Genomic DNA, 22,586 nt, shown 5'->3' on the forward strand with positions numbered 1-22,586 from the left:
TGACGGCCGCGGAGTGACGGCCGCTCCTACGACACCTCCGTCTCGCAGCGCAGCCTGCGGTCCGGGCCCAACTTCCGTACCGGTCCCGTCAGATGCAGCCGTGTCGTGTGGCGGGTCTCGGCGCTGGACGCGGCGAGCCGCAGTTCCAGGTCGCCCGGCTCCACGATCCTCCTGCCCCTGCGGTCGGTGAAGGCGGACAGGTCCGTGTGGAAGCGGAAGGTGACCCGGCGGGACTCGCCCGGGGCCAACTCCACTCGCCGGTAGCCGATCAGGCGGACGTCCGGGCGGGTCACCGAGGCGACCGGGTCGTGCAGATACAGCTGGACCACCTCGGCGCCCGCGCGGTCCCCGGTGTTGCGGACGGTGACGGCGAGGTCGTAGGAGCCGTCGGTGGAGATGTCCGGGGCCGAGCCCTCGACGTCCTCCCACGCGAACTCCGTGTAGGAGCGGCCGTGTCCGAAGGCGTACAGCGGGGTCGGGTCCAGGTTGCTGACCTCGCCCGCGAGGCCGAGCGGCGGCTGGAGGTAGGTCCAGGGCTGGCCGCCGGGCACCTGCGGGACGCTCACCGGGAGGCGGCCCGAGGGGTTCACCCGGCCCGAGAGGACCCCGGCGAGCGCCGGGCCGCCCTCCTCGCCAGGGAAGAACGCCTGGACGACCGCGCCGAGCCGGCCCTGCCAGCGGCCGAGCGCGTAGGGGCGGCCGGTGAGCAGGACGAGGACGACCGGGACGCCGGTCGCCACCAGGGCGTCCAGCAACTCGCCCTGGACGCCCGGGAGTCGCAGGTCCGTCACATCGCAGCCCTCGCCCGAGGTGCCCCGGCCGAACAGGCCCGCCCGGTCGCCGAGCACCGCCACGCAGACGTCCGCCTCGGCCGTGCGGGCCACCGCCTCCTCGAAGCCTCCGGTGTCCGGGGCGTCGACCCCGCAGCCCTCGGTGAACGTCACCTTGGCGTCCGGGAGTTCGGCGCGCAGGGCGTCCAGGACCGTCGGGATCTCGATGCCCGTCGGGACGTCCGGGTGGTGGGTGAGCACATGGGACGGGAACGAGTAGCAGCCGAGCATCGCCAGCGCGTCGGCGGCGCGGGGGCCGACGACCGCGATCCGGGTGTCCGGGGCGAGCGGGAGCAGACCGTCCGGGTTGTCGAGCAGGACCACCGACTCCTCGGCGAGGCGACGGGCCAGCGCCCGGTTCGCCGTCGAGTCGAGGTCGATCCGGCCGGTGGGCTCCGGGTCCCAGTCCTCGTCCAGCAGGCCCAGCTCGCACTTCTGGAGCAGCACCCGGCGGGCCGCCCGGTCGATCAGGTCCTCGGGGACCTCCCCGGCCCGGACCGCCTCGACGAGCGGACGGCCGTAGCACTTCACCGTGGGCAGTTCGACGTCCAGCCCCGCCTCCAGGGCCGCGCGGGCCGCGCCCGCCTCGCTGTCGGCGACCCGGTGCTGGGTCTGGAGGAACCCGACGCCGAAGTAGTCGGCGACGACCGTGCCGGTGAACTCCCAGTCCCCGCGCAGGAGTTCGGTCAGCAGTCCGGGATCGGCGGAGGCCGGCACGCCGTCGGTGTCGGTGTACGCGGCCATCACCGAGCGCGCCCCGCCCTCGCGCAGCGCGAACTCGAAGGGCGGCAGGGTGATGTCGGCGAACTCCCGCACCCCGGCCCGTACCGGCGCGAGGTTGCGGGCGCCCGCCGAGGAGGCGTACCCGGCGAAGTGCTTGAGCGTGGCGACGATCCCGGCCCGCTCCAGACCCCGCACGTATGCGGCGCCGATCGTGCCCACCAGGTACGGGTCCTCGCCGATCGTCTCCTCGACCCGCCCCCAGCGCGGGTCGCGGACGACGTCCAGAACGGGGGCCAGGCCCTGGTGGACGCCGACCGTACGCAGGTCGCGGCCGATGGCGCCGGCCATCTCCTCGACCAGTTCGGCGTCCCAGCTCGCACCCCAGGCGAGCGGGACCGGATAGGCGGTCGCCCGCCAGGTGGTGAAGCCGGCCAGACACTCCTCGTGGGCCAGCGCGGGGATGCCGAAACGGCCCGCCTCCGCGATTCGGCGCTGGGCGCGGGCCAGTGCCTGCGCGCCCAGCGCCGGGTCCACGGGGGCGGTGCCGAAGGGGCGGGTCAGCTGGCCGAGACCCCGGGTGATCAGCTCGTCCCAGTCGTACTCGGCGGTCATCTCGCGTTGCAGGGGAGCGACGCCGTCCCCGTCCGTGCTGGCGCCCACCCACACGCCGTACAGCTGGGCGGTCTTCTCCTCCAGGGTCATCCGGGAGAGCAGGTCGTCGACGCGGGCGGCGGCGGTCAGGGCGGGGTCACGCCAGGGCGCGGTGGTCATGTAACTCCTGTCGGGCTCGACTGTCGGGTCGACGACCTTCGCGAATGTTTCGATGTTAAATCCGAATGTTTTGGGAACCTAGGGCCGTCAGGAGGGTTCGTCAAGAGGTCTCGCAGGGATACGATCGCCGCCATGACACCCCCGGAGCCCGCTGAAACCCGGACGACTTCCCCTGCGGTGGGGCGGTCGCAGCAGACCGCGACCCTCGCCGAGATCGCTCGGGAGGCCGGCGTATCGGCGCCGACAGTTTCGAAGGTCCTCAACGGCAGGGCCGATGTCGCGCCCGCGACCCGTGCCCGCGTCGAGGACCTGCTGCGTGCGCACGGCTACCGGCGCCGGCGCGCCGAGGCGAGCCGTTCGCCCCTGATCGACCTGGTCTTCCACGAGTTGGAGAGCGCATGGGCGATGGAGGTGATCCGGGGTGTGGAGAACGTGGCCCGGGACGCCGGGCTCAGCGTGGTGCTGAGCGAGAGCGCGGGACGGCTCACCCCCGGCCGTACCTGGGCCGACCAGGTCGCCGCCCGTCGCCCCTACGGCGTGGTCCTCGTGCTGTCCGGGCTCGACGAGTCCCAGCGCGCGCTGCTGGGCAGCAGGTCGATCCCGTTCGTGGTGATGGACCCGGCCGGCGATCCGGGCGCCGACGTGCCCTCGATCGGTGCCACCAACTGGCAGGGCGGGCTCGCCGCCACCCGGCACCTGGTCGACCTCGGGCACCGGCGGATCGGCGCGATCACCGGGCCCTCCCGGATGATGTGCAGCCGCGCCCGCGTCGACGGCTACCGGGCCGCCCTGGAGACCGCCGGGCTGCCGGTCGACCCCGGGCTGATCATGCCCGGCGACTTCCACCACGAGACCGGCTACCGCCGGGGCCTGGAACTGCTGCGCCGCCCGGACCGGCCCACCGCGGTCTTCGCCGGCAACGACCTCCAGGCGCTCGGCCTGTACGAGGCCGCGCGCGAGCTGGGGCTGCGCATCCCGGAGGACCTGAGCGTGGTCGGGTTCGACGACCTGCCGGTGGCGCGCTGGGTGGGGCCGCCGCTGACGACGGTCCGGCAACCCCTGACCGAGATGGCCGAGGCCGCCGCCAAGCTGGTCCTCGACCTGGGCCGCGACGCCGACACCCCGGCGGCGACACGAGTCGAACTGGCAACAAGCCTGGTGGTCCGCAGCAGCACGGGGTCGCCTCCGGCGGGGTGAGCGGGGTGCCGTGACGGGGTGGGTTGGTGGGCCCGGGTGCTGGTGTGGGCGGTGAGTCGGGGCGCCGGGGGTGGAAGGGGCCGCTCGGGGTGGGTCTGTGCTGACTCCGGCGACCGGTTTGCAGGGGGCGCTTTCCGCGGCCCGGCGCGGCGCGGCGCGGCATGCCGTGGGGGTCTGCCCCGACAGGGCCGTGCTGCCTCCCGCGGTCGGTGTGCCGTATCGGCGGCGCTTTCCGCGACGCGGTCGGTGTCCTGCGGCAGGTCGGAGCGGTGTCGCGCTGAGGAGGAGAGGGCCTGGTCGGGCCGCCCGCGGCCGCAACCGGCCTCCTCGCACGCACCCCTCTCCGAAGCCAGTCGGATGTGTGACCGAAACTTTCGGCGGGCCATTCGGACGCCCGCCATCCCCCGTGACACCGGGATGAGAAGTCTGAGAATTTCCGAAGTAATGGGGTCTCGAGGTTCCTGCCCGTAATAATTCGGACTTACGTTCTTGCCCGTGACGGGACAGAACGGGGACGGGGACGCCGGGAGAAGACCAGGTCGGCGGCCGGGGGTGTGGAAGGTCGCCGGCCTCGCTTTCGCGGGTCTGCTGGTGGTGGGCGCGGGGGCGGCCGGCTGGGCCTACTGGCATCTCAACAACAACATCAAGAGCGTCGACATCAACACCGCGCTCGGCGACGACCGACCCCCCAGGGCAACCCCGTCCACCGAGCCCTCCGCCACGACGGCCGCCCTCCCCACCGAGGCGGTCAACATCCTGGTCCTCGGCTCCGACTCACGCAGCGGCAAGGAGAACAAGGCGCTCGGCGGCGGCGACAGCACCGGCGCCCGCTCCGACACCGCGATGGTCGTGCACGTCGACGCCGGACGCACCGGGGCCACGATCGTCAGCATCCCCCGCGACACCCTCGTCACCCGCCCCTCCTGCCCCCTCAAGAGCGGCGGCTCCTCGGCGGTGGCGTACGGCGCGATGTTCAACAGCGCCTACTCGGTGGGCGGTCCGGTGTGCGCCGTGAAGACCGTCGAGTCGCTCACCGACATCCGCATGGACCACTACCTGGAGATCGACTTCTCCGGCTTCGCGAAGCTGGTGAACGCCCTCGGCGGGGTCACGGTCACCACGGACGAGGACATCGACGACGACGACAGCCACCTGCACCTGAAGGCGGGCACCCACCACCTGGACGGCAAGACGGCCCTCGCGCTCGCCCGCACCCGGCACGGCATAGGCGACGGCAGCGACCTGGGCCGCATAGGCCTCCAGCAGACCCTCGTGAAGGCCCTGCTGGAGCAGATGGCCTCCACGAACCTCCTGACCAGCCCCACCAGGCTGTACACCGTCGCCGACGCGATCACCGGCAGCATCACCACCGACACCGGTCTCGCCTCCCTGTCCGATCTCATCGACCTGGGCGAGAGCCTGAAGGGCCTGCCGAGCGGCGAGGTGCGGACGGTGACCATGCCGGTGGTGCCCGCGCCCTCGAACCCCAACCGGGTGGTGGCCGAGGAGCCCGCCGCGAGCAAGCTCTGGAAGTCCCTCCGCTGAACTCTCACGGAGTTCCCGCCGGGTTCCCGCTGACGTGTGCACCGAAAAAACTGGATGACTGCTGCAACCAGCGCGCGTCCAGTGATGTCTGTTGCGGTGACCACATTGCAGTAACCAGGGGGAAACACAGATGTCCAACTCGCGTGCGTACAAAGCCTGGTCCGTACCGCTGATCGCCGGAGTGCTCGCACTCGGCGGCATCCCCGCCCTCGCCGGCAGCGCCTCGGCGGCCGAGTCGAAGGCCGTCCAGGACGACTTCAACGGCGACGGCTACAAGGACCTCGCCGTCGGCGCCCCGATCGCCACCATCGGCGGCAAGAAGGGGGCGGGCTACGTCACCGTCATGTACGGCGGCCCGCACGGCCTGACCAAGGACAGCCGCACCGTCATCAGCCGCTCGACCAGCGGCATCCCGGGCGATCCCACCGCGGGCGAGAACTTCGGCCACCAGCTGTCCACGGGGGACCTGGACGGCGACGGCCGCACCGACCTGATCATCGGGACGGCGGCCTCGAACCGGGACGCGGTCGTCGTCTGGGGATCCAAGGAGGGCCTGTCCGGCGCGGTGTCGGTGCCCGCGGCCACCACCCAGGCGGGCGACTTCGACGGCGACAGCTGGCCGGACCTGGTCCTGTTCCGCGGCGGCCGTGCCCCGGGCGACGACCCGCTCGGCACCGAGGCCACCATCTGGCGGGGCCCCATCTCCCGGGACGGGAAGCCGACCGCCAAGCAGGACTTCGGCTCGCCCAAGGTGGAGCCCTACGACGTGATGTACGCGAACGCCGGGGACGTCAACGGCGACGGCCGCGACGACCTCGCGCTGACCGTCTACATCGGCGAGGGCGGCGTCGGCTCCCAGCTGTACCTGGCCAACGCCTCCGGAGGCTTCACCTACGCCGACTCCCCCCAGGGCAGCGGCCAGGTGGCCTTCGGCGACGTCAACGGCGACGGATTCGACGACGTCGTCCGGGGCGTCCCCGACGACTCCTCGGTCACCGTGGCACTCGGCTCGGCCTCCGGTCTGAAGCCGGCGTCGACCTGGAAGTCGTACAGCCAGGACACCGCGGGAGTCCCGGGCGCCAAGGAGGGGGACGACCGCTTCGGCGACGCGGTGGCCGCCGGTGACGTCAACCACGACGGTTACGCCGACGTGGCCGTGGGCTCGCCCGGTGAGAAGCTCGGCGACAAGCAGGGCGCCGGCATGGTCAACGTCCTCTACGGCGGTCGCGGCGGTCTGACCGGCACGGGTGCCCAGGGCTTCACCCAGGACACCGACGGCGTCCCCGGGGCAGTGGAGTCGGGCGACCAGTTCGGTGGCGCGGTCAGCGTCCTCGACATCAACGGCAACGCCTATGCGGACCTCGCGGCGGGGGCGCCCGGCGAGAACGGGGTCGAGGGCGCGAACGCCGGCGAAGGCGCGGTCTGGTCGCTGCGCGGGCGTCCGACCGGCATCGTGACGGACGCCGCGTTCACCTTCGGACCCCGCACGGTCGGTGCCCCGGTCGAGCGGGCGACCTTCGGCGGCTCGCTGTCGTAGCAGGTCAGGACGATGATGAAGGGCCCGGGAAAAATTCTCCGAAGAAATCCGCGGAGTCTGTCGATCCCGGGCCCTTCCGATCGACGCACTGGTGAGAGGCCGGGAAGGACCGGCCCCGCAGCGACCGAGGAGTCACCATGCCGCGTTACCTGTCGATGGTCCAGATCGACGAGAAGACCGCCCCCGCCGAGGGTCCCTCCGAAGCCCTGATGCAGCGCATGGGCGAGCTGATCGAGGAGATGACGAAGGCCGGGGTGCTGCTGGACACCGCCGGACTGACGCCGACCGCGCAGGGCGCCCGGGTCCGCTGGGAGAAGGGCGAGCTGTCGGTGACCGACGGGCCCTTCACCGAGGCCAAGGAGGTCGTCGGCGGGTACGCGATCGTGCAGGCCAAGGACATGGCCGAGGCGATCGAGTGGACCAAGCGCTTCCTGAAGGTCCACGAGGAGCACTGGACGGTCACCTGCGAGGTGCGGGAGATCGCGGAGGGCTGAGCCGCCTTCCTTGGCTCGGGGACCGCACGGGTGTCGAATGGGGGGCTGTGACCACCTCACAGCCCTCCCGCACCGACGCCCGCACCTCCGTCGAGACCGTCTTCCGTCTGGAGTCGCCCCGGATCATCGCCGGCGTCACCCGGGTCGTCCGGGACGTCGGCATCGCCGAGGAACTCGCCCAGGACGCGCTGGTCGCGGCGCTGGAGCAGTGGCCGCGCGACGGCGTCCCGGACAACCCGGGCGCCTGGCTCATGGCCATCGCGCGGCGCAAGGCCGTGGACCTGGTCCGGCGCCGCGAGAACTACGCCCGCAAGCTGGCCGAGATCGGCCGGGACCTGTCGGAGACCGCCCCGCCCGAGGAGCCGTCCGACCCCGAGGACATCGACGACGACCTGCTCAGGCTCGTCTTCACCACCTGTCACCCGGTGCTGTCCGCGGAGGCCCGCACCGCGCTCACCCTGCGCCTGCTCGGCGGCCTCACCACCCCCGAGATCGCCCGCGCGTTCCTGGTCCCGGAGGCCACGGTCGCCCAGCGCATCGTGCGCGCCAAGCGGACCCTCGCCACGAAGAACATCGCCTTCGAGGTGCCGTACGGCCCCGACCGCGAGGCCCGCCTGGGCTCGGTCCTGGACGTCATCTACCTGATCTTCAACGAGGGCTACGCGGCCACCGCGGGCGACGACTGGCTGCGCCCCTCCCTGTGCGAGGACGCCCTGCGCCTGGCCCGGCTGCTGTCCGCCCTGATGCCCAAGGAACCCGAAGTGCACGGCCTGGCGGCCCTGTTGGAGTTCCAGGCCTCCCGGACGGCCGCCCGCACCGGACCGCGCGGCGAACCCGTCCTCCTCAAGGACCAGAACCGCAGCCGCTGGAACCGCATGCTCGTCGCCCGCGGCATCAAGGCCCTGTCCCGCGCCGAGGCCACTGCCGTCGGCGTCCCCGGCCCCTACGTCCTCCAGGCGGGCATCGCCGCCTGCCACGCGCACGCGTACTCCTACGAGGAGACCGACTGGCGGGCGATCGCCACCCTCTACGCCCTGCTCGCCGCCCGCGCCCCCTCCCCGGTCGTCGAACTCAACCGCGCGGTCGCCGTCTCCATGGCCGAGGGCCCGGCCCCGGCCCTGGAGATCGTCGACGCGCTCACCGGCGAACCCGCCTTGCACGACTACCACTTGCTGCCGAGCGTCCGCGGCGACCTCCTCGCCCGCCTCGGCCGTACGACGGAGGCCCGGGCCGAGTTCGAACGCGCGGCCGCGCTGACGCGCAACGAGCGCGAGCGTGAGCTGCTCCTGGAGCGGGCCAGGGGATGCGGATCGTGACCTGAAGCGGATCGTGACCTGAAGCGGATCTTGACCTGAATTCGCACAGGTGTTTACGAGTAACTCGGTTCCCTCGCGTTTCCTTGCGAATTAAAGTGACACGGCCCCCTGTACGGGGGCTGTGACATCCCATGGGGGGACGACAACTTGAGACAGACCATGCGCCGCCGTGCCGCGGCGCTCGCGACCGCGACGGCCCTCGCCGCGGTGGGCGCCCTGGCCGCCGCACCCGGCGCCACCGCCGACGACGCGGGCCCCTGGCCCGGCACCGAGGGCCGCATCCTGACCGACGGGCCGGTGCTCGTCGACACCGCCACCGGCAAGCAGACCGCCGTGCCCAACACCGCCGGCTGGTACGCCGCCTGGGCCCCGGACGGCAGCCGGCTGGTCACCTCCTGGAGCCAGATCACCAGCATCCGCCCCAGCGGCGGCTCGAAGTTCGACCTGCCCTGGGCCGAGGGCATGCGCTCCAGCGCCCAGTACCAGGACCTCGCCTTCTGGTGGGGCGGCCGTTACGTCGTCTTCTCCACCGGCGGCCAGCTCGCCTACGGCCCCTCCGACGCCTCCTGGGCACCCCGCCCCCTGCTGTCGTCGGCCCTGGAGCCGTCCACCGTCTGCGACACCGACCCGACGGTGAGCCCGTCCGGCAAGGTCGCCTTCGAACGCCGTATCAACTACGGCTGCTACGACAACGCGGGCGTGTACGTCTACGACCCGACGGCCAAGACGGTCAAGCGGGTCCTCGCCGACGCCGGGCAGCCCGCCTACTCGCCCGACGGCACCAAGCTGGCCTTCGTCCGCAAGGACGCCGACGGCAAGCAGCAGATCTTCACGGCCAAGGCCGACGGCACCGGCGTCCAGCAGCTCACCACCGGCCCGGGCTACGTCGCCAACCCGTCCTGGTCGCCCACCGGCAAGCGCATCGTCTTCGACGCGCACACCACGGGCGACAGCTCCGATGTGCAGACCACCGAGTACGCCGACGTGGCCACCGGTGAGCGCACGGCCGTCCCGGGCACCCCGCAGGGCAGCAACCCGAGCTGGCAGCCGCTGCGCAAGAACGACACCGCCCGGATCTGGGGTTCCGGCAGCACCCCGACCCCCGTCGCGGCCTCCCGCTGGACCTGGAACAAGGTCGGACAGCACGTCCCGGGCCTGATGGACGCCAAGGCGGCCGTGCTGACCAACCAGGACAGCACCGCGTACGCGCTGACCGCGCCCGCGCTGGCCGGCAAGAAGCAGGGGCCGGTCCTGGCCACCCCGAAGGGCGGACTGTCGGCGGCGGTGAAGGCCGAGCTGAAGCGGGTGCTGAAGCGGGGCGCCAACGTCTATCTCCTCGGCAACACGTCCGTGCTGAGCTCCGCGGTCACCTCCCAGGTGAAGGCCCTCGGCTTCACGCCCAAGCGGCTGACCGGCGCGGACCGCTTCGCCACCTCGGTGGCCGTGGCCAAGACGATCACCACCAGCCCGAAGTACGTGTTCCTGGCCTCGGGCACCGACGCCTACGCGTCCCTCCCGGCGGCCGCCGCGGCCGGCGCCGACGGCACGGGCAGCGCGGGCGGTCTGGTCCTCACCAACGGCAAGTCGCTGACGTCGTCGGTGAAGTCGTACCTCAACGGTCTGAATCCCAACAAGACCATGGTCATCCCGGTGGGTGCGGACGCCCGGTACGCGCTGACCCACACCAACTTCTCCCGGTGGCCCTCCACGTACTCGTACTACCCGATCTCGGGGAAGACGAGGGCGGCCCTCTCGGTGGCCGTCGCCAAGTTCTGGTGGACCACGCCGAGCAACGTGGCGCTCGCCTACTCCAGTTCCTGGCGCGACGGGCTGTCGGCGGCCGGGGCGATGAACGTCTTCGGGCCGGTGCTGTGGACTTCCCGCGCCTCTCTCTCGTCCGAGGTGACGAGCTATCTGCTGCGTGAGTCCGCGAGCACCAACACCGTGGTCGCCTTCGGCGGTACGGGCAACCTCTCGGCGAGCACCCTCGCTTCGGCGGGCGCCTCGGTCGCCGCGAACAGCGCCCAGGTCGTCTACACGCCGTTCCGCAACGGCGACGAGCCGGCGAGCAGCCGTGCCGCCGCCCTGCGCACCGGCGGCGACGCGACCCTGAACGCCACCGCGGCCCGGACCGGCCCGGTCGGCGCCGACCCGCACCTGGAGTCGCTCAGGACGGTCCAGCACCAGTGACGGCCCTCGCGGGGGCGCCGACCAGCATGGTCGGCGCCCCCGCGACCCGCGTCAGGAACACCGTCACCGCGTTCGTGCCCTGCGGCTTCGGCAGCGCCTTGCGCCGCAGCTCCTCCGGCTCGACGGCCGACCCGCGCTTCTTCACGGTCAGGATCCCGACCTCCCGCGCCCGCAGCAGCGCCTTCAACTTCTTCACGTTGAAGGGGAGTTGGTCGGTGATCTCGTACGCCGTCGCGTACGGCGTCGCACGCAGGACGTCCGCGGTGACGTAGGCGATGGTCGGGTCGATCAGCCCGCCGTCGAGCTCCTCGGCCGCCTCGGCGACCAGATGGGCCCGGATCACGGCACCGTCCGGCTCGTACAAGTACCGCCCCACGGAACGGACTTCGGGATCGGGGAGCCCCCGGCCCAGCAGGGTCCGCGGTCCCGGCAGCAGGGTGGCCCGTACGGCGCCCGGGGTGCCGCCGAACCACAGCACGGCCTCCTTCACGTCCCCGCCGTCGGAGATCCACTCCGCCTCGGCCTCCTCGGGCACCGCCTCGTGCGGGATGCCGGGGGCCACCTTCAGTGCCGCGTGCGGGGCCCCGAGGGCCGCCCGGACGGCCCAGGAGAGCGGGGGCGAGTAGGCCTCCGGGTCGAAGATGCGCCCGCGTTTCGTGGAGCGCCGGGCCGGGTCCACGAACACGGCGTCGTACGCGGCCGTGTCGACCTCCGTGACGTCCGCCTCCCGCACCTCGATCAGCTCGGCGAGCCCCAGCGCGTCCGCGTTCGCCCGCGCGGTCGCCGCGGTCAGCGGGTCCCGGTCCACCGCGAGGACCCGGATCCCGGCCCGGGCCAGGGCGATCGCGTCCCCGCCGATCCCGCAGCACAGGTCGGCGACGGAGGTCACCCCCATCGCCCGGAAGCGCTCGGCCCGGTAGGTCGCGACACTCGCCCGCGTCGACTGCTCCACCCCGTTCGGCGTGAAGAACATCCGCCCCGCGTCCTCGGCCCCGAACTTCGCCACCGCCCGCTGCCGCAGCCGCGCCTGGCCGAGCGCGGCGGAGACCAGTTCGGCCGGGTGCTCGCGGCGCAGCCGGGTGGCGACGGCGAGTTCGTCGGCGGGGGCGGTGCCGCGCACGGAGTCGAGGAGGGCGCGGCCCTCGGGGGTGAGGAGGGGGGCGAGGTCGTTCACCGGGTCATTGTGGGCCAGTCGGTGGACGGCGTGCTCGCCGGTGGCGGTGTCGCCCCGGGACCAAGGGGGTGCCCTGCGAGGATCCGGCCCATGCGAACGGTGGGACAAAAGTATAAAAACAGTGCATTCATGGTGCCGATCCGCAGCGGGCTCGTCCTCCTGGCCGTGGCCGCCCTGGTCGCCGGCTGTGCCGAGCGGACCGGAACCGGCTCCCGGCACCCGCAGTCCGGCACCCGGGCAGGTCAACCCCTGAAGGCGCCTCCGGCCCCCGCCGCCGACCTCGCCGACGTCCAGGCCGACAAGACCCGCATTCGCGCCGCCGAGTTCCGCGCCGAACAGGCCCGCACCGCCGCCGCCAGGCGCTGGGGCCTGAAGCGGGTCCCGCTCACGGCACCGCCGGCCCCCGCGCAGAAGCCCCGCATCACCACCCGCCGGGGCTTCGAGGTCGACGGCCACGAGGAGGACGGGCTCCCACCGGTCTTCACCACGATCCCCACCGACCGGAAGATCGTCTTCCTGACCATCGACGACGGCGCCGAGAAGGACCCCGCGTTCCTGCGGATGACGACCGAGCTGAACCTGCCGTACACCGCCTTCCTCAGCGACTACCTGATCAGGAACGACTACGGCTACTTCGCGAGGATGCGGGACCGCGGGGTGGCGCTCAACAACCACACCCTCCACCACCCCTACCTGCCCGCACTGTCGTACGCCCGCCAGAAGCGCGAGATCTGCGGGATGCAGGACGTCATCGAGAGGCGCTACGGCACCCGGCCCCGGCTCTTCCGCCCGCCCTACGGCAACTACGACGAGGACACCCTGCGCGCGGCGAAGTCCTGCGGGGTGCGGTACGCGCCGATCTGGAACGAGGAGGTCTTCGCCGACCACTGGGAGTACCGCGAGACGGATCAGCGGATCCACCCCGGCGACATCGTGCTCAGCCACTTCCGGGGCCGGTCGGACGGCAAGGGCACCATGCCCGACATGGTCCGCCGCTTCCTGGACAAGGTCACGGCCGAGGGGTACGCCGTCGCACGCCTGGAGGACTACCTGTGAGACCGCGGGCCCTGGTCGCCGCAGGGCTGGCGGCCGCACTGCTCACCGGGTGCGCCCAGTCCGTCGACCCCATCGAACGGCTGGGCCGCAAGGCCGCCCAGCGCGTGGGCTCCTACGGCCCGCCCGGCGCCGACGGACGGCCGTACCGCCACTGGGGCCTCACCGCCCCGCTGCCCCCGCGGCCTCCCGCGCACCCGGTCCCGATGGACCGGGGCGGCCCGCTCCCGGTGGTGAAGCGGGTGCCCACACCCGACAAGGTCGTCTTCCTCACCTACGACGACGGCGCCGAGCGGGACCCGCGCTTCGTCGACCTGGTCCGTGAACTGCGGCTCCCGGTCAGCATGTTCCTCACCAACAGCGTGGTCGGTCCCGGGTACGGCCACTTCGCCCGCCTCCAGTCGGTCGGCGCGAGCATCCAGAACCACACCCTCGACCACCCCGCCCTGCGCGGCCTGCCCTACGCGGGCCAGCGCGCCGAGATCTGCGGCCAGCAGGAGAAACTCCACGCCCGCTTCGGAATCCGCCCCCGCCTGTTCCGCCCGCCCTACGGCACGTACGACACCACGACCCGCCACGCGGCGACCGACTGCGGCCTCTCCGCGCTCGTCCTGTGGAGCGTCTCGGTACAGGGCCATGCGGTGGAGCACCCGCTGCGCCCGGGGGACATCGTCGCGGTGGCCTCGGGCGAGGAACAGGGCCCAAGCCTGACGCAACGCACGACGACGGTGCTGAGGGAGATCGAGCGGCGGGGCCTGACGGTGGGAAAGCTGGAGGACTACCTGTAGCAAATTCAGCCTGTCCGGCGTTTGAGGACGAGGCCCCTAGGGGCCGAAGCGGGGGTCTGGGGGCGGCAGCCCCCAGGGACGGACGCCCTACCCACCCGCACCCGATCCGGTACAGCCAGCGCAGCGAATTGGCACTCCGCTTGACCGAGTGCTAATCGCGGTCATAGTCTCGGCTCTGGCACTCCGCAGGTGAGAGTGCCAACACAGCGACGGGCAGGTCCGGCACCCGCGACGACGGATCCACCTGGTCGCCACCTCAGACAGTTAACCCCGTGAGATCTCCGAAGGGGGAGGTCGGATCGTGACGACCACCAGCTCCAAGGTTGCCATCAAGCCGCTCGAGGACCGCATCGTGGTCCAGCCGCTCGACGCCGAGCAGACCACCGCCTCTGGCCTGGTCATTCCGGACACCGCGAAGGAGAAGCCCCAGGAGGGCGTCATCCTCGCCGTGGGTCCGGGCCGCTTCGAGAACGGCGAGCGCCTGCCGCTCGACGTGAAGGTCGGCGACATCGTGCTGTACAGCAAGTACGGCGGCACCGAGGTGAAGTACAACGGCGAGGAGTACCTCGTCCTCTCGTCCCGCGACGTGCTCGCGGTCATCGAGAAGTAAGACACCTCAAGCACATTTTTGCTTGTGAGCTGCGCCCCGGGCCCCCGCCACCATAAGAAGCCGGGCGTCTGGGGCGCAGCTCGTTTCACCCACGTTTTCCGAGAGGGCTGAACCGCTCCCATGGCGAAGATCCTGAAGTTCGACGAGGACGCCCGTCGCGCCCTCGAGCGCGGCGTCAACAAGCTTGCCGACACGGTCAAGGTGACGATCGGCCCCAAGGGCCGCAACGTCGTCATCGACAAGAAGTTCGGCGCCCCCACCATCACCAACGACGGTGTCACCATCGCCCGCGAGGTCGAGGTCGAGGACCCGTACGAGAACCTCGGCGCGCAGCTGGTGAAGGAGGTGGCGACCAAGACCAACGACATCGCGGGTGACGGCACCACCACCGCCACCGTGCTCGCCCAGGCGCTGGTGCGCGAGGGCCTGAAGAACGTCGCCGCGGGTGCCTCCCCGGCGCTGCTGAAGAAGGGCATCGACGCGGCCGTGGCCGCGGTCTCCGAGGACCTCCTCGCGACCGCCCGCCCGATCGACGAGAAGTCCGACATCGCCGCCGTGGCCGCGCTGTCCGCCCAGGACACGCAGGTCGGCGAGCTCATCGCCGAGGCCATGGACAAGGTCGGCAAGGACGGTGTCATCACCGTCGAGGAGTCCAACACCTTCGGTCTGGAGCTGGACTTCACCGAGGGCATGGCCTTCGACAAGGGCTACCTGTCCCCGTACATGGTCTCCGACCAGGAGCGTATGGAGGCCGTCCTCGACGACCCGTACATCCTGATCAACCAGGGCAAGATCTCCTCGATCCAGGACCTGCTGCCGCTGCTGGAGAAGGTCATCCAGGCGGGTGCCTCCAAGCCGCTGCTGATCATCGCCGAGGACGTCGAGGGCGAGGCCCTGTCGACCCTCGTCGTCAACAAGATCCGCGGCACCTTCAACGCGGTCGCCGTCAAGGCCCCCGGCTTCGGTGACCGTCGCAAGGCGATGCTCCAGGACATGGCGACGCTGACCGGCGCCGAGGTCATCTCCGAGGAGGTCGGCCTCAAGCTCGACCAGGTCGGCCTTGACGTGCTGGGCACCGCCCGCCGTGTCACGGTCACCAAGGACGACACCACGATCGTCGACGGCGCCGGTGACTCCGCCGCCGTCCAGGGCCGTGTCGCCCAGATCAAGGCCGAGATCGAGAACACCGACTCCGACTGGGACCGCGAGAAGCTCCAGGAGCGCCTCGCGAAGCTGGCCGGCGGCGTGTGCGTGATCAAGGTCGGCGCCGCCACCGAGGTGGAGCTGAAGGAGAAGAAGCACCGTCTGGAGGACGCTATCTCCGCGACCCGCGCCGCGGTCGAGGAGGGCATCGTCTCCGGTGGTGGCTCCGCTCTGGTCCACGCCGCCAAGGTGCTCGAGGGCGGCCTCGGCAAGACCGGCGACGAGGCCACCGGTGTCGCCGTCGTCCGCAAGGCCGTCGTCGAGCCGCTGCGCTGGATCGCCGAGAACGCGGGCCTGGAGGGCTACGTCATCACCTCCAAGGTCGCCGAGCTCGACAAGGGCCAGGGCTTCAACGCCGCGACCGGCGAGTACGGCGACCTGGTCAAGGCCGGCGTCATCGACCCGGTCAAGGTCACCCGCTCCGCCCTGGAGAACGCCGCCTCCATCGCCTCCCTCCTCCTGACGACCGAGACCCTGGTCGTCGAGAAGAAGGAAGAGGAGGAGCCGGCCGCCGCCGGGCACGGCCACGGCCACGCCCACTGAGCGCACCGCTCGTAAGGAGGCCCCCGTTCTCCCCGCGTCGCGCGGAGAACGGGGGCTTTCCCCTTCGCGGGTCACCGGCTCCCCGTGCTCAGTCCCCGAGCACCCCGAGCTGCTCCATCAGCCCCGCCCGGTCGTACTCCCACCATCCCTCGCAGATCCTGCCGTCCCGGAACCGGTGCCAGGTGGTCCCGGTCATCGTGACGTTCTGCCCGGTCGCCGGGATGCCCACGAAGTCGCCGGTGTGCTTCCCGGCCCACGCCCAGCGGGTGCACACCCGGTCGTCCTGGGCGATCTGGTCGTCCACCCGGAAGCTGAAGACGAAGGCCCGCCGCCACCCTTCGTACTCCTCCCGGGCGCCCGCCAGCCGGAGATCCTCGGCGTTGGCGGGGTCGTGATCGAGGTAGTCCTCGTGGAACCGCTCGAACAGCTCCGCGGTCCCGCTGCGCCCGGCCCGCTCGAAGAACTCCCGGGCGACGACCGCGTTCAGCCGCTCGTCCCGCACCACGTCGAGGTCCATGAAGGTGGGCGGCGCGTCGCACAGCGCGACCATCTCCTGGGCGATCCGCTCGGTCTCCGGCAGCCCGGAGTTGCGCATCGCCTCCTCGTACGACGGGAACTCCACGATCTCCACGAAGTGCGACGCGTCGGCCCGGTCCTTCCCGATGGTGGCGTGCGTCGCCGTCCGCTTTCCGTTGGTCTGCTCGACCCAGCTGTCCAAGAGCCGGTTCATCTCGTCGAACCGGCTGGTCCTGCAGTCGATGAGCTGTACGAAGGTCATGCCACACCGCCTCCGGCCCCCCTGGGTCCGGTTGGGACGTCACCATTGTCCGCCCTGGGGTGTCTTGGCGTCATGCGGTGACGGGGGAAGTGAGAGGCCCCCGCGCCTCTACTGCGGCCCGTACTTCCGTCCCGTCCTCGACGAGACCCCGCCCAGCAACCCCCTGGGGGTCACCTTCACCAACCCCATGAGGGCCTTGTAGCGGGGGTCGGGGATCGACAGGGTCTTGCCGCGGGCCAGGTCGCTCAGGGCCGCCGCGACCAGCTTGTCCGCATCGAGCCACATCCAGTTCGGGATGTTGTCCGTGCCCATCCCCGCCCGCTGGTGGAACTCGGTGCGGACGAAGCCGGGGCACAGGGCCATCAGGCGTACGCCGGTGCCCGCAAGGTCCTTCGCCACGCCCTGGGTGAACTGCACGACCCACGCCTTCGAGGCGCCGTAGGTCCCGCGAGGCACGAACGCGGCCACCGAGGCGACGTTCACGACACCCCCGCGCCCCCGCTCCCGCATCGCCTCCGACGCCGCCGACGTCAGTCGCAGCACCGCCTCGCAGTGCACCTTGAGCATCTTCAGCTCGTCGGCCATGGAGACGTCGAGATAGCGGCCCTTGTTGCCGAAGCCGGCGTTGTTGATCAGCAGGTCGACGGGGGCTCTGCGGTCGGAGAGGCGGGCGGCGACCGTCTCGATGCCGTCGTCCGTGGCGAGGTCGGCGGTGCGGACCTCCACCTCGACGCCGTGCCGGTCGTGGAGTTCGGTCGCCTGCTCCTGGAGCCGCTTGGTGTCGCGGGCCACCAGCACCAGGTTGTGCCCGTCGGACGCGAGCCGTCGTGCGAACGCGGCACCGATGCCCGCGGTCGATCCCGTAATCAATGCCGTTGTCATGGCGCAAGGTTAATGACCGGCACCGACAGCGCCCGCGTCCCCGGGGCCCGCCCGTCGCCGTACCGCGCGCACCACTCGAAACCATTAGGGCAGCCGTCGCTTTCGGCGTCACGTCAAAGCGCCGCTTATCCTCGGACCGTGATCGAGGCCCGCCATCTCCGTGTCCTGCGCGCCGTCGCCGCCACCGGCTCCTTCTCCGCCGCGGGACGTGAACTGGGCTGCACCCAGCCCGCCGTCAGCCAGCAGATGAAGGCCCTGGAGGCATCGGTGGGCACGCCCCTGGTCGTCCGCAGCGGGCGCGAGATGCGGCTGACGCAGGCGGGCGAGGCGCTGGTGCGGCACGCCGCCGGGATCCTCGCCGGGCTCACGGCGGCCGAGGAGGAGGTCGCCGCGATCGCCGGGCTGCGGGCCGGACGGGTCCGGCTCGTGTCCTTCCCCAGCGGCAGCTCCACCCTGGTCCCCACCGCCCTCGCCGCCCTGCGCGCCGCCCACCCCGGCACCCGGGTCTCCCTGGAGGAGGCCGAACCACCGCAGTCCGTCCGCCTGTTGCGGGCGGGTGACTGCGACCTCGCGCTCGCCTTCCGCTACGAGGGGGCGGCCCTGGAGGGGGAGTGGGACGACCTCGTCGTACGGCCCCTGCTCACCGACCGGCTCGTCGCCCTAGTACCGGAGCGGCACCGGCTCGCGCGCGCGGGGTCCGTGGCCATCGGGGAGCTCGCCCGGGAGTCGTGGATCGCCGGATGCCCGCGCTGCCGGGGCCAGTTGGTCGAGGTCTGCGAGAGCGCCGGCTTCACACCCCGCATCGACTTCGCGACCGACGACTACCCGGCGGTCGTCGGCCTGGTGGGCGCCGGCCTCGGGGTCGCCGTACTGCCGCAGCTGGCGATCGAGTCCGTACGGCCACGGGGCGCGCGCACGGTGACGCTGGAACCGGCGGTCCGGCGCGAGATCGTCGCGCTCACCCTGCCCGACCTGGCCCGGGTTCCGGCCGTGGCGGCGACGCTGGACCGGCTCGCGGTCGCGGCGGGACAGAAGTAAAGAAGGGCACGCGTGCGCGTGCCCTTCTAGAAGAAACGTTCCTTCAATTGTTCGATGCGCCGCTCCCGACGGACGACGCCGACACCAGCCGGTGCCTCGCCCGTCCCATGAGCTCCTCGCGCTCGTCCTCGGTCAGCCCGCCCCACACGCCGTACGGCTCTCTCACCGCCAGCGCGTGCGCCGCGCACTGCGCGCGCACCGGGCACCTCATGCAGACCTCCTTGGCCGAGTTCTCGCGAGCGCTCCGAGCCGCACCGCGCTCGCCCTCCGGATGGAAGAAGAGCGAGCTGTCCACCCCGCGGCAGGCAGCCAGGAGCTGCCAGTCCCACAGGTCCGCGTTCGGTCCTGGAAGGCGGGAGAAATCTGCCATTGCGTGACCCCTTGTAGCCGTTCTGGGCGGATACGGTGTCCACGACCGTACATCTACGATCTAAGGAGATGAAAATATGACTCATTGCGAATCTAGCCTCAGACACCAGGAAATGGGAAGAAAAGGGTCTGAATGGGGCATGGGTTGTGATGAAACGTTGTGGGTCCGCCCTGCATGTCTGCACCGTGTCCGCGCCCTCACGTAGAGTGCCGAAGACAGTGCACAGCCCCGTAACTCTTTCGGGTGACCGTCGTTGAGAGTGCGGAGGCGGTTGAAACAACAAGTGCTCGGGCAGGCGTCCGAGACGGTCGACCGCTCAGGTGACGATTTCGTACCAGCCTGGAGGCTCAAGGTGACGTGCATCAGCTGCGGAGGGCGGCCATGACATCCGTCCTCGTCTGCGACGACTCCCCGCTTGCCCGAGAGGCGCTGCGCCGCGCGGTCGCGACCGTGCCCGGTGTCGAGCGCGTGACGACCGCGGCCAACGGCGAGGAAGTCCTCCGCCGCTGGGGTGCGGACCGTTCGGACCTGATTCTGATGGACGTACGCATGCCCGGTCTGGGCGGCGTCGAGACCGTGCGCCGGCTGCTGTCCGCCGACCCCGGCGCGCGCATCATCATGCTCACCGTCGCGGAGGACCTCGACGGGGTCGCCCTCGCGGTGGCCGCGGGAGCGCGGGGCTACCTCCACAAGGACGCCTCCCGCGCGGAGTTGCGCGCCACGGTCACCCAGGCGCTCGCCGACCCGACCTGGCGGCTCGCCCCGCGCCGGCTGCGGTCCGCCGAGATGGGCGCGGCGCCCACGCTCACGGCGCGTGAGATCCAGGTGCTCGAGGGCATGAGCCACGGGCGGTCGAACGCGGAGATCGGGCGAGAGCTCTTCCTCTCCGAGGACACCGTCAAGACGCACGCGCGGCGGCTGTTCAAGAAGCTCGGTGCGTCCGACCGGGCGCATGCGGTCGCGCTCGGGTTCCGTTGGGGCCTGGTTCGCTAGGAGCTCGGTCGGATCGGTCGTCGTATTGGTGCGGGCCCGTCGTGGCTGGTCGCGCAGTTCCCCGCGCCCCTGAAGGGGCGCGGTCGAGCGGCCTCTTCGATGCCCCGCTGCTTGTTTCGCGGCGGATGCCGCATCCTTGAGATGTGGAGTCTCTCGGGGACGAGTCGGTCGAGCGGAAGGGGAGGGCGCAGGGTATGGGTTCCGGCGCACCTGCTCATAACGCTTCGGTGCACAACAACCAGCGCGATGCCACGGATCCAACGACGCCAGGGCACCATGGACCGATGCGCGACGACGAGGCGGCTCATCCCCATGGGGCGATCGGTGCGCTCGTCCACAGCGCCGTCGAAGGGGACGAGCAGGCCACGCACGACCTGCTCGCCCATGTCCACCCCCTGGCCCTGCGGTACTGCCGCACCCGTCTGTCCCGTCTCCCGGGCGACGCCCGGCACTTCGTGGAGGACCTCGCGCAGGAGGTCTGCGTAGCCGTCCTCCTCGCCCTGCCGCGCTACCGGGACACCGGGCGCCCCTTCGAGGCGTTCGTCTTCGCCATCGCCGCCCACAAGGTCGCCGACCTCCAGCGGGCCGCCATGCGGCACCCGGGATCCACGGCGGTCCCGTCCGACGAGATGCCGGAACGCCCCGACGACTCCCTCGGCCCCGAGGAGCGCGCACTGCTCAGCAGTGACGCCGAGTGGGCCAAGAAACTCCTGGCCAACCTCCCCGAGAACCAGCGCGAGCTGTTGCTGCTGCGCATCGCGGTGGGGTTGACGGCGGAGGAGACGGGTCAGATGTTGGGAATGTCACCCGGTGCGGTCCGGGTGGCGCAGCACCGGGCGCTGAGCAGGCTGCGGGCCCTGGCCGAGCAGTAGGCGCGCTGGACAAGGGCGCGCTCCTGAACGGGCGGCGCGCCGTTTCCGTACGAACATACGAAGCCCGGAGCGGGTCCGGACCGTGGAATCGGTGGAATTTGCCACCCTTGCTTCCCGTTAGCATGGACATCCGCACCGATCAAGGCCATTGGGGAAGGTGTCATGACTGCAAACGTCGACGGAGTGCCTGACAAATTCGCGACGCTCGGGCTGACCTACGACGACGTGCTGCTGCTGCCGGGAGCGTCCGAGGTGCTCCCCAACGCGGTCGACACCTCGTCCCGCATCTCCCGCAATGTCCGGGTGAACATCCCCCTGCTGTCCGCCGCCATGGACAAGGTCACCGAGTCCCGCATGGCGATCGCGATGGCCCGCCTCGGCGGCGTCGGCGTGCTGCACCGCAACCTCTCCGTCGAGGACCAGGTCAACCAGGTCGACCTCGTGAAGCGGTCCGAGTCCGGCATGGTCACCGACCCCATCACCGTGCACCCCGAGGCGACCCTCGCCGAGGCCGACGCGCTGTGCGCCAAGTTCCGCATCAGCGGCGTCCCGGTCACCGACCCGGCCGGCAAGCTCCTCGGCATCGTCACCAACCGCGACATGGCCTTCGAGTCGGACCGCAGCCGTCAGGTGCGCGAGGTCATGACGCCGATGCCGCTGGTCACCGGCCACGTCGGCATCTCCGGCACCGACGCCATGGACCTGCTGCGCCGGCACAAGATCGAGAAGCTGCCGCTGGTCGACGACGCCGGTGTCCTCAAGGGCCTGATCACCGTCAAGGACTTCGTCAAGGCGGAGAAGTACCCCAACGCCGCCAAGGACTCCGAGGGCCGCCTCCTCGTCGGTGCCGCCGTCGGCGCCAGCCCCGAGGCCCTGGAGCGCGCCCAGGCGCTCGCCGAGGCCGGTGTGGACTTCCTGGTCGTCGACACCTCGCACGGCCACAACAGCAACGCGCTCAGCTGGATGTCCAAGATCAAGTCGAGCGTCGGCGTCGACGTCATCGGCGGCAACGTCGCCACCCGCGACGGCGCCCAGGCGCTCATCGACGCCGGTGTCGACGGCATCAAGGTCGGTGTCGGACCGGGCTCCATCTGTACGACCCGTGTCGTCGCCGGTATCGGCGTCCCGCAGGTCACCGCGATCTACGAAGCCTCCCTCGCGGCCCGCCCGGCCGGCATCCCGCTGATCGGCGACGGCGGCCTCCAGTACTCCGGCGACATCGGCAAGGCGCTCGCCGCCGGTGCCGACACCGTGATGCTGGGCTCGCTGCTGGCCGGCTGCGAGGAGTCGCCCGGCGAGCTCCAGTTCATCAACGGCAAGCAGTTCAAGTCGTACCGCGGCATGGGCTCGCTCGGTGCCATGCAGTCGCGCGGCCAGGCGAAGTCGTACTCCAAGGACCGCTACTTCCAGGCCGAGGTCGGCTCCGACGACAAGCTCGTGCCCGAGGGCATCGAGGGCCAGGTGCCCTACCGCGGCCCGCTCTCCAGCGTCCTGCACCAGCTCGTCGGCGGTCTGCGCCAGACCATGGGCTACGTGGGCGCGGCCACCATCGACGAGATGGAGTCCAAGGGCCGCTTCGTGCGGATCACCTCGGCGGGCCTCAAGGAGTCGCACCCGCACGACATCCAGATGACGGTCGAGGCGCCGAACTACAGCCGTAAGTGAGTCCTTCCTGAAGG

General features: G+C 71.3%; 19 protein-coding genes. 14 read left to right on the forward strand and 5 right to left on the reverse strand.

Going from position 1 to position 22,586, the window contains the following annotated elements; genetic code table 11:
* Window positions 1–26 precede the first annotated feature (26 nt).
* Complete coding sequence (locus tag AQJ54_RS01590) at window positions 27–2,324, reverse strand: beta-xylosidase/alpha-l-arabinosidase (protein WP_062233088.1); 2,298 nt, start codon at window positions 2,322–2,324, stop codon at window positions 27–29.
* 132 nt (window positions 2,325–2,456) lie between these two features.
* Between AQJ54_RS01590 and AQJ54_RS01595 the strand changes: the two genes are divergently transcribed.
* From AQJ54_RS01595 to AQJ54_RS01620, 6 genes are all read left to right on the forward strand, one after another.
* Window positions 2,457–3,521 (forward strand): LacI family DNA-binding transcriptional regulator, encoded by a 1,065-nt coding sequence (locus AQJ54_RS01595; protein WP_062233092.1) that lies wholly within the window; start codon window positions 2,457–2,459, stop codon window positions 3,519–3,521.
* Between the two features lie 495 nt (window positions 3,522–4,016).
* Window positions 4,017–5,066: an LCP family protein gene (locus AQJ54_RS01600; RefSeq protein ID WP_246091091.1), complete on the forward strand. Its 1,050-nt coding sequence runs from the start codon at window positions 4,017–4,019 to the stop codon at window positions 5,064–5,066.
* Window positions 5,067–5,196: 130 nt separating this feature from the next.
* Window positions 5,197–6,603: an FG-GAP-like repeat-containing protein gene (locus AQJ54_RS01605; protein ID WP_062233095.1), complete on the forward strand. Its 1,407-nt coding sequence runs from the start codon at window positions 5,197–5,199 to the stop codon at window positions 6,601–6,603.
* Between the two features lie 137 nt (window positions 6,604–6,740).
* Window positions 6,741–7,097, forward strand: coding sequence for a YciI family protein (locus tag AQJ54_RS01610; RefSeq protein ID WP_020135761.1), 357 nt, complete (start codon window positions 6,741–6,743; stop codon window positions 7,095–7,097).
* Between the two features lie 47 nt (window positions 7,098–7,144).
* On the forward strand, window positions 7,145–8,413 hold the full coding sequence (locus AQJ54_RS01615; RefSeq protein WP_062023452.1) for an RNA polymerase sigma factor: 1,269 nt from the start codon (window positions 7,145–7,147) through the stop codon (window positions 8,411–8,413).
* A 147-nt stretch (window positions 8,414–8,560) separates the two neighbouring features.
* Window positions 8,561–10,603, forward strand: a complete 2,043-nt coding sequence (locus tag AQJ54_RS01620; RefSeq protein WP_248845281.1) for a cell wall-binding repeat-containing protein — start codon at window positions 8,561–8,563, stop codon at window positions 10,601–10,603.
* Here AQJ54_RS01620 and AQJ54_RS01625 read toward each other — a convergent pair.
* The gene (locus AQJ54_RS01625) at window positions 10,581–11,777 is read right to left on the reverse strand and encodes a class I SAM-dependent methyltransferase (RefSeq protein WP_062233102.1); all 1,197 of its coding nucleotides are present in this window, start codon (window positions 11,775–11,777) and stop codon (window positions 10,581–10,583) included. The genes AQJ54_RS01620 and AQJ54_RS01625 overlap by 23 nt on opposite strands.
* Before the next feature lie 129 nt (window positions 11,778–11,906).
* Here AQJ54_RS01625 and AQJ54_RS01630 point away from each other — a divergent pair, with 129 nt between their 5' ends.
* The 4 genes from AQJ54_RS01630 (at window position 11,907) to groL (ending at window position 15,974) form a co-directional block, all read left to right on the forward strand.
* The gene (locus AQJ54_RS01630) at window positions 11,907–12,833 is read left to right on the forward strand and encodes a polysaccharide deacetylase family protein (RefSeq protein ID WP_211278482.1); all 927 of its coding nucleotides are present in this window, start codon (window positions 11,907–11,909) and stop codon (window positions 12,831–12,833) included.
* Window positions 12,830–13,618, forward strand: coding sequence for a polysaccharide deacetylase family protein (locus AQJ54_RS01635; protein ID WP_062233105.1), 789 nt, complete (start codon window positions 12,830–12,832; stop codon window positions 13,616–13,618). Before AQJ54_RS01630 ends, AQJ54_RS01635 begins: the two co-directional genes overlap by 4 nt.
* Before the next feature lie 301 nt (window positions 13,619–13,919).
* Window positions 13,920–14,228: a co-chaperone GroES gene (gene groES / locus AQJ54_RS01640; protein ID WP_013001368.1), complete on the forward strand. Its 309-nt coding sequence runs from the start codon at window positions 13,920–13,922 to the stop codon at window positions 14,226–14,228.
* Between the two features lie 120 nt (window positions 14,229–14,348).
* Entirely contained in the window at window positions 14,349–15,974 is a 1,626-nt protein-coding gene (gene groL, locus AQJ54_RS01645) for a chaperonin GroEL (protein ID WP_062023460.1), read from the forward strand.
* Between the two features lie 88 nt (window positions 15,975–16,062).
* On the opposite strand, the gene AQJ54_RS01650 is transcribed toward groL, so the two are convergent.
* Window positions 16,063–16,752 (reverse strand): ester cyclase, encoded by a 690-nt coding sequence (locus AQJ54_RS01650; RefSeq protein WP_062023462.1) that lies wholly within the window; start codon window positions 16,750–16,752, stop codon window positions 16,063–16,065.
* A 108-nt stretch (window positions 16,753–16,860) separates the two neighbouring features.
* Window positions 16,861–17,634 (reverse strand): SDR family NAD(P)-dependent oxidoreductase, encoded by a 774-nt coding sequence (locus AQJ54_RS01655; protein ID WP_062023464.1) that lies wholly within the window; start codon window positions 17,632–17,634, stop codon window positions 16,861–16,863.
* Window positions 17,635–17,772: 138 nt separating this feature from the next.
* Here AQJ54_RS01655 and AQJ54_RS01660 point away from each other — a divergent pair, with 138 nt between their 5' ends.
* Window positions 17,773–18,672: a LysR family transcriptional regulator gene (locus AQJ54_RS01660; protein WP_062233108.1), complete on the forward strand. Its 900-nt coding sequence runs from the start codon at window positions 17,773–17,775 to the stop codon at window positions 18,670–18,672.
* A 43-nt stretch (window positions 18,673–18,715) separates the two neighbouring features.
* Here the strand turns inward: AQJ54_RS01660 and AQJ54_RS01665 are convergent, their stop codons facing one another.
* Window positions 18,716–19,042 carry a WhiB family transcriptional regulator gene (locus AQJ54_RS01665; protein ID WP_007384136.1) on the reverse strand — a complete coding sequence of 109 codons (327 nt, stop codon included), beginning with the start codon at window positions 19,040–19,042 and terminating at the stop codon, window positions 18,716–18,718.
* Between the two features lie 381 nt (window positions 19,043–19,423).
* Here AQJ54_RS01665 and AQJ54_RS01670 point away from each other — a divergent pair, with 381 nt between their 5' ends.
* The 3 genes from AQJ54_RS01670 (at window position 19,424) to guaB (ending at window position 22,572) form a co-directional block, all read left to right on the forward strand.
* Window positions 19,424–20,035 (forward strand): response regulator transcription factor, encoded by a 612-nt coding sequence (locus AQJ54_RS01670; protein WP_003948568.1) that lies wholly within the window; start codon window positions 19,424–19,426, stop codon window positions 20,033–20,035.
* Window positions 20,036–20,319: 284 nt separating this feature from the next.
* Window positions 20,320–20,907: a sigma-70 family RNA polymerase sigma factor gene (locus AQJ54_RS01675; RefSeq protein ID WP_007384137.1), complete on the forward strand. Its 588-nt coding sequence runs from the start codon at window positions 20,320–20,322 to the stop codon at window positions 20,905–20,907.
* Between the two features lie 162 nt (window positions 20,908–21,069).
* Window positions 21,070–22,572 (forward strand): IMP dehydrogenase, encoded by a 1,503-nt coding sequence (gene guaB / locus AQJ54_RS01680; RefSeq protein WP_062233110.1) that lies wholly within the window; start codon window positions 21,070–21,072, stop codon window positions 22,570–22,572.
* Window positions 22,573–22,586 lie beyond the last annotated feature (14 nt).

This window comes from Streptomyces griseorubiginosus, assembly GCF_001514195.1.
Lineage (GTDB): Bacteria > Actinomycetota > Actinomycetes > Streptomycetales > Streptomycetaceae > Streptomyces > Streptomyces griseorubiginosus.

What these genes read in the sequence shown, in the direction of transcription:
- AQJ54_RS01655 (WP_062023464.1), bottom strand. Translation starts at nt 17,634, where the DNA reads ATGACAACGGCATTGATTACGGGATCGACCGCGGGCATCGGTGCCGCG.
- AQJ54_RS01590 (WP_062233088.1), bottom strand. Translation starts at nt 2,324, where the DNA reads ATGACCACCGCGCCCTGGCGTGACCCCGCCCTGACCGCCGCCGCCCGC.
- AQJ54_RS01675 (WP_007384137.1), top strand. Translation starts at nt 20,320, where the DNA reads ATGCGCGACGACGAGGCGGCTCATCCCCATGGGGCGATCGGTGCGCTC.
- AQJ54_RS01630 (WP_211278482.1), top strand. Translation starts at nt 11,907, where the DNA reads ATGGTGCCGATCCGCAGCGGGCTCGTCCTCCTGGCCGTGGCCGCCCTG.
- AQJ54_RS01665 (WP_007384136.1), bottom strand. Translation starts at nt 19,042, where the DNA reads ATGGCAGATTTCTCCCGCCTTCCAGGACCGAACGCGGACCTGTGGGAC.
- groL (WP_062023460.1), top strand. Translation starts at nt 14,349, where the DNA reads ATGGCGAAGATCCTGAAGTTCGACGAGGACGCCCGTCGCGCCCTCGAG.
- AQJ54_RS01595 (WP_062233092.1), top strand. Translation starts at nt 2,457, where the DNA reads ATGACACCCCCGGAGCCCGCTGAAACCCGGACGACTTCCCCTGCGGTG.
- AQJ54_RS01610 (WP_020135761.1), top strand. Translation starts at nt 6,741, where the DNA reads ATGCCGCGTTACCTGTCGATGGTCCAGATCGACGAGAAGACCGCCCCC.
- AQJ54_RS01670 (WP_003948568.1), top strand. Translation starts at nt 19,424, where the DNA reads ATGACATCCGTCCTCGTCTGCGACGACTCCCCGCTTGCCCGAGAGGCG.
- AQJ54_RS01605 (WP_062233095.1), top strand. Translation starts at nt 5,197, where the DNA reads ATGTCCAACTCGCGTGCGTACAAAGCCTGGTCCGTACCGCTGATCGCC.
- guaB (WP_062233110.1), top strand. Translation starts at nt 21,070, where the DNA reads ATGACTGCAAACGTCGACGGAGTGCCTGACAAATTCGCGACGCTCGGG.
- AQJ54_RS01650 (WP_062023462.1), bottom strand. Translation starts at nt 16,752, where the DNA reads ATGACCTTCGTACAGCTCATCGACTGCAGGACCAGCCGGTTCGACGAG.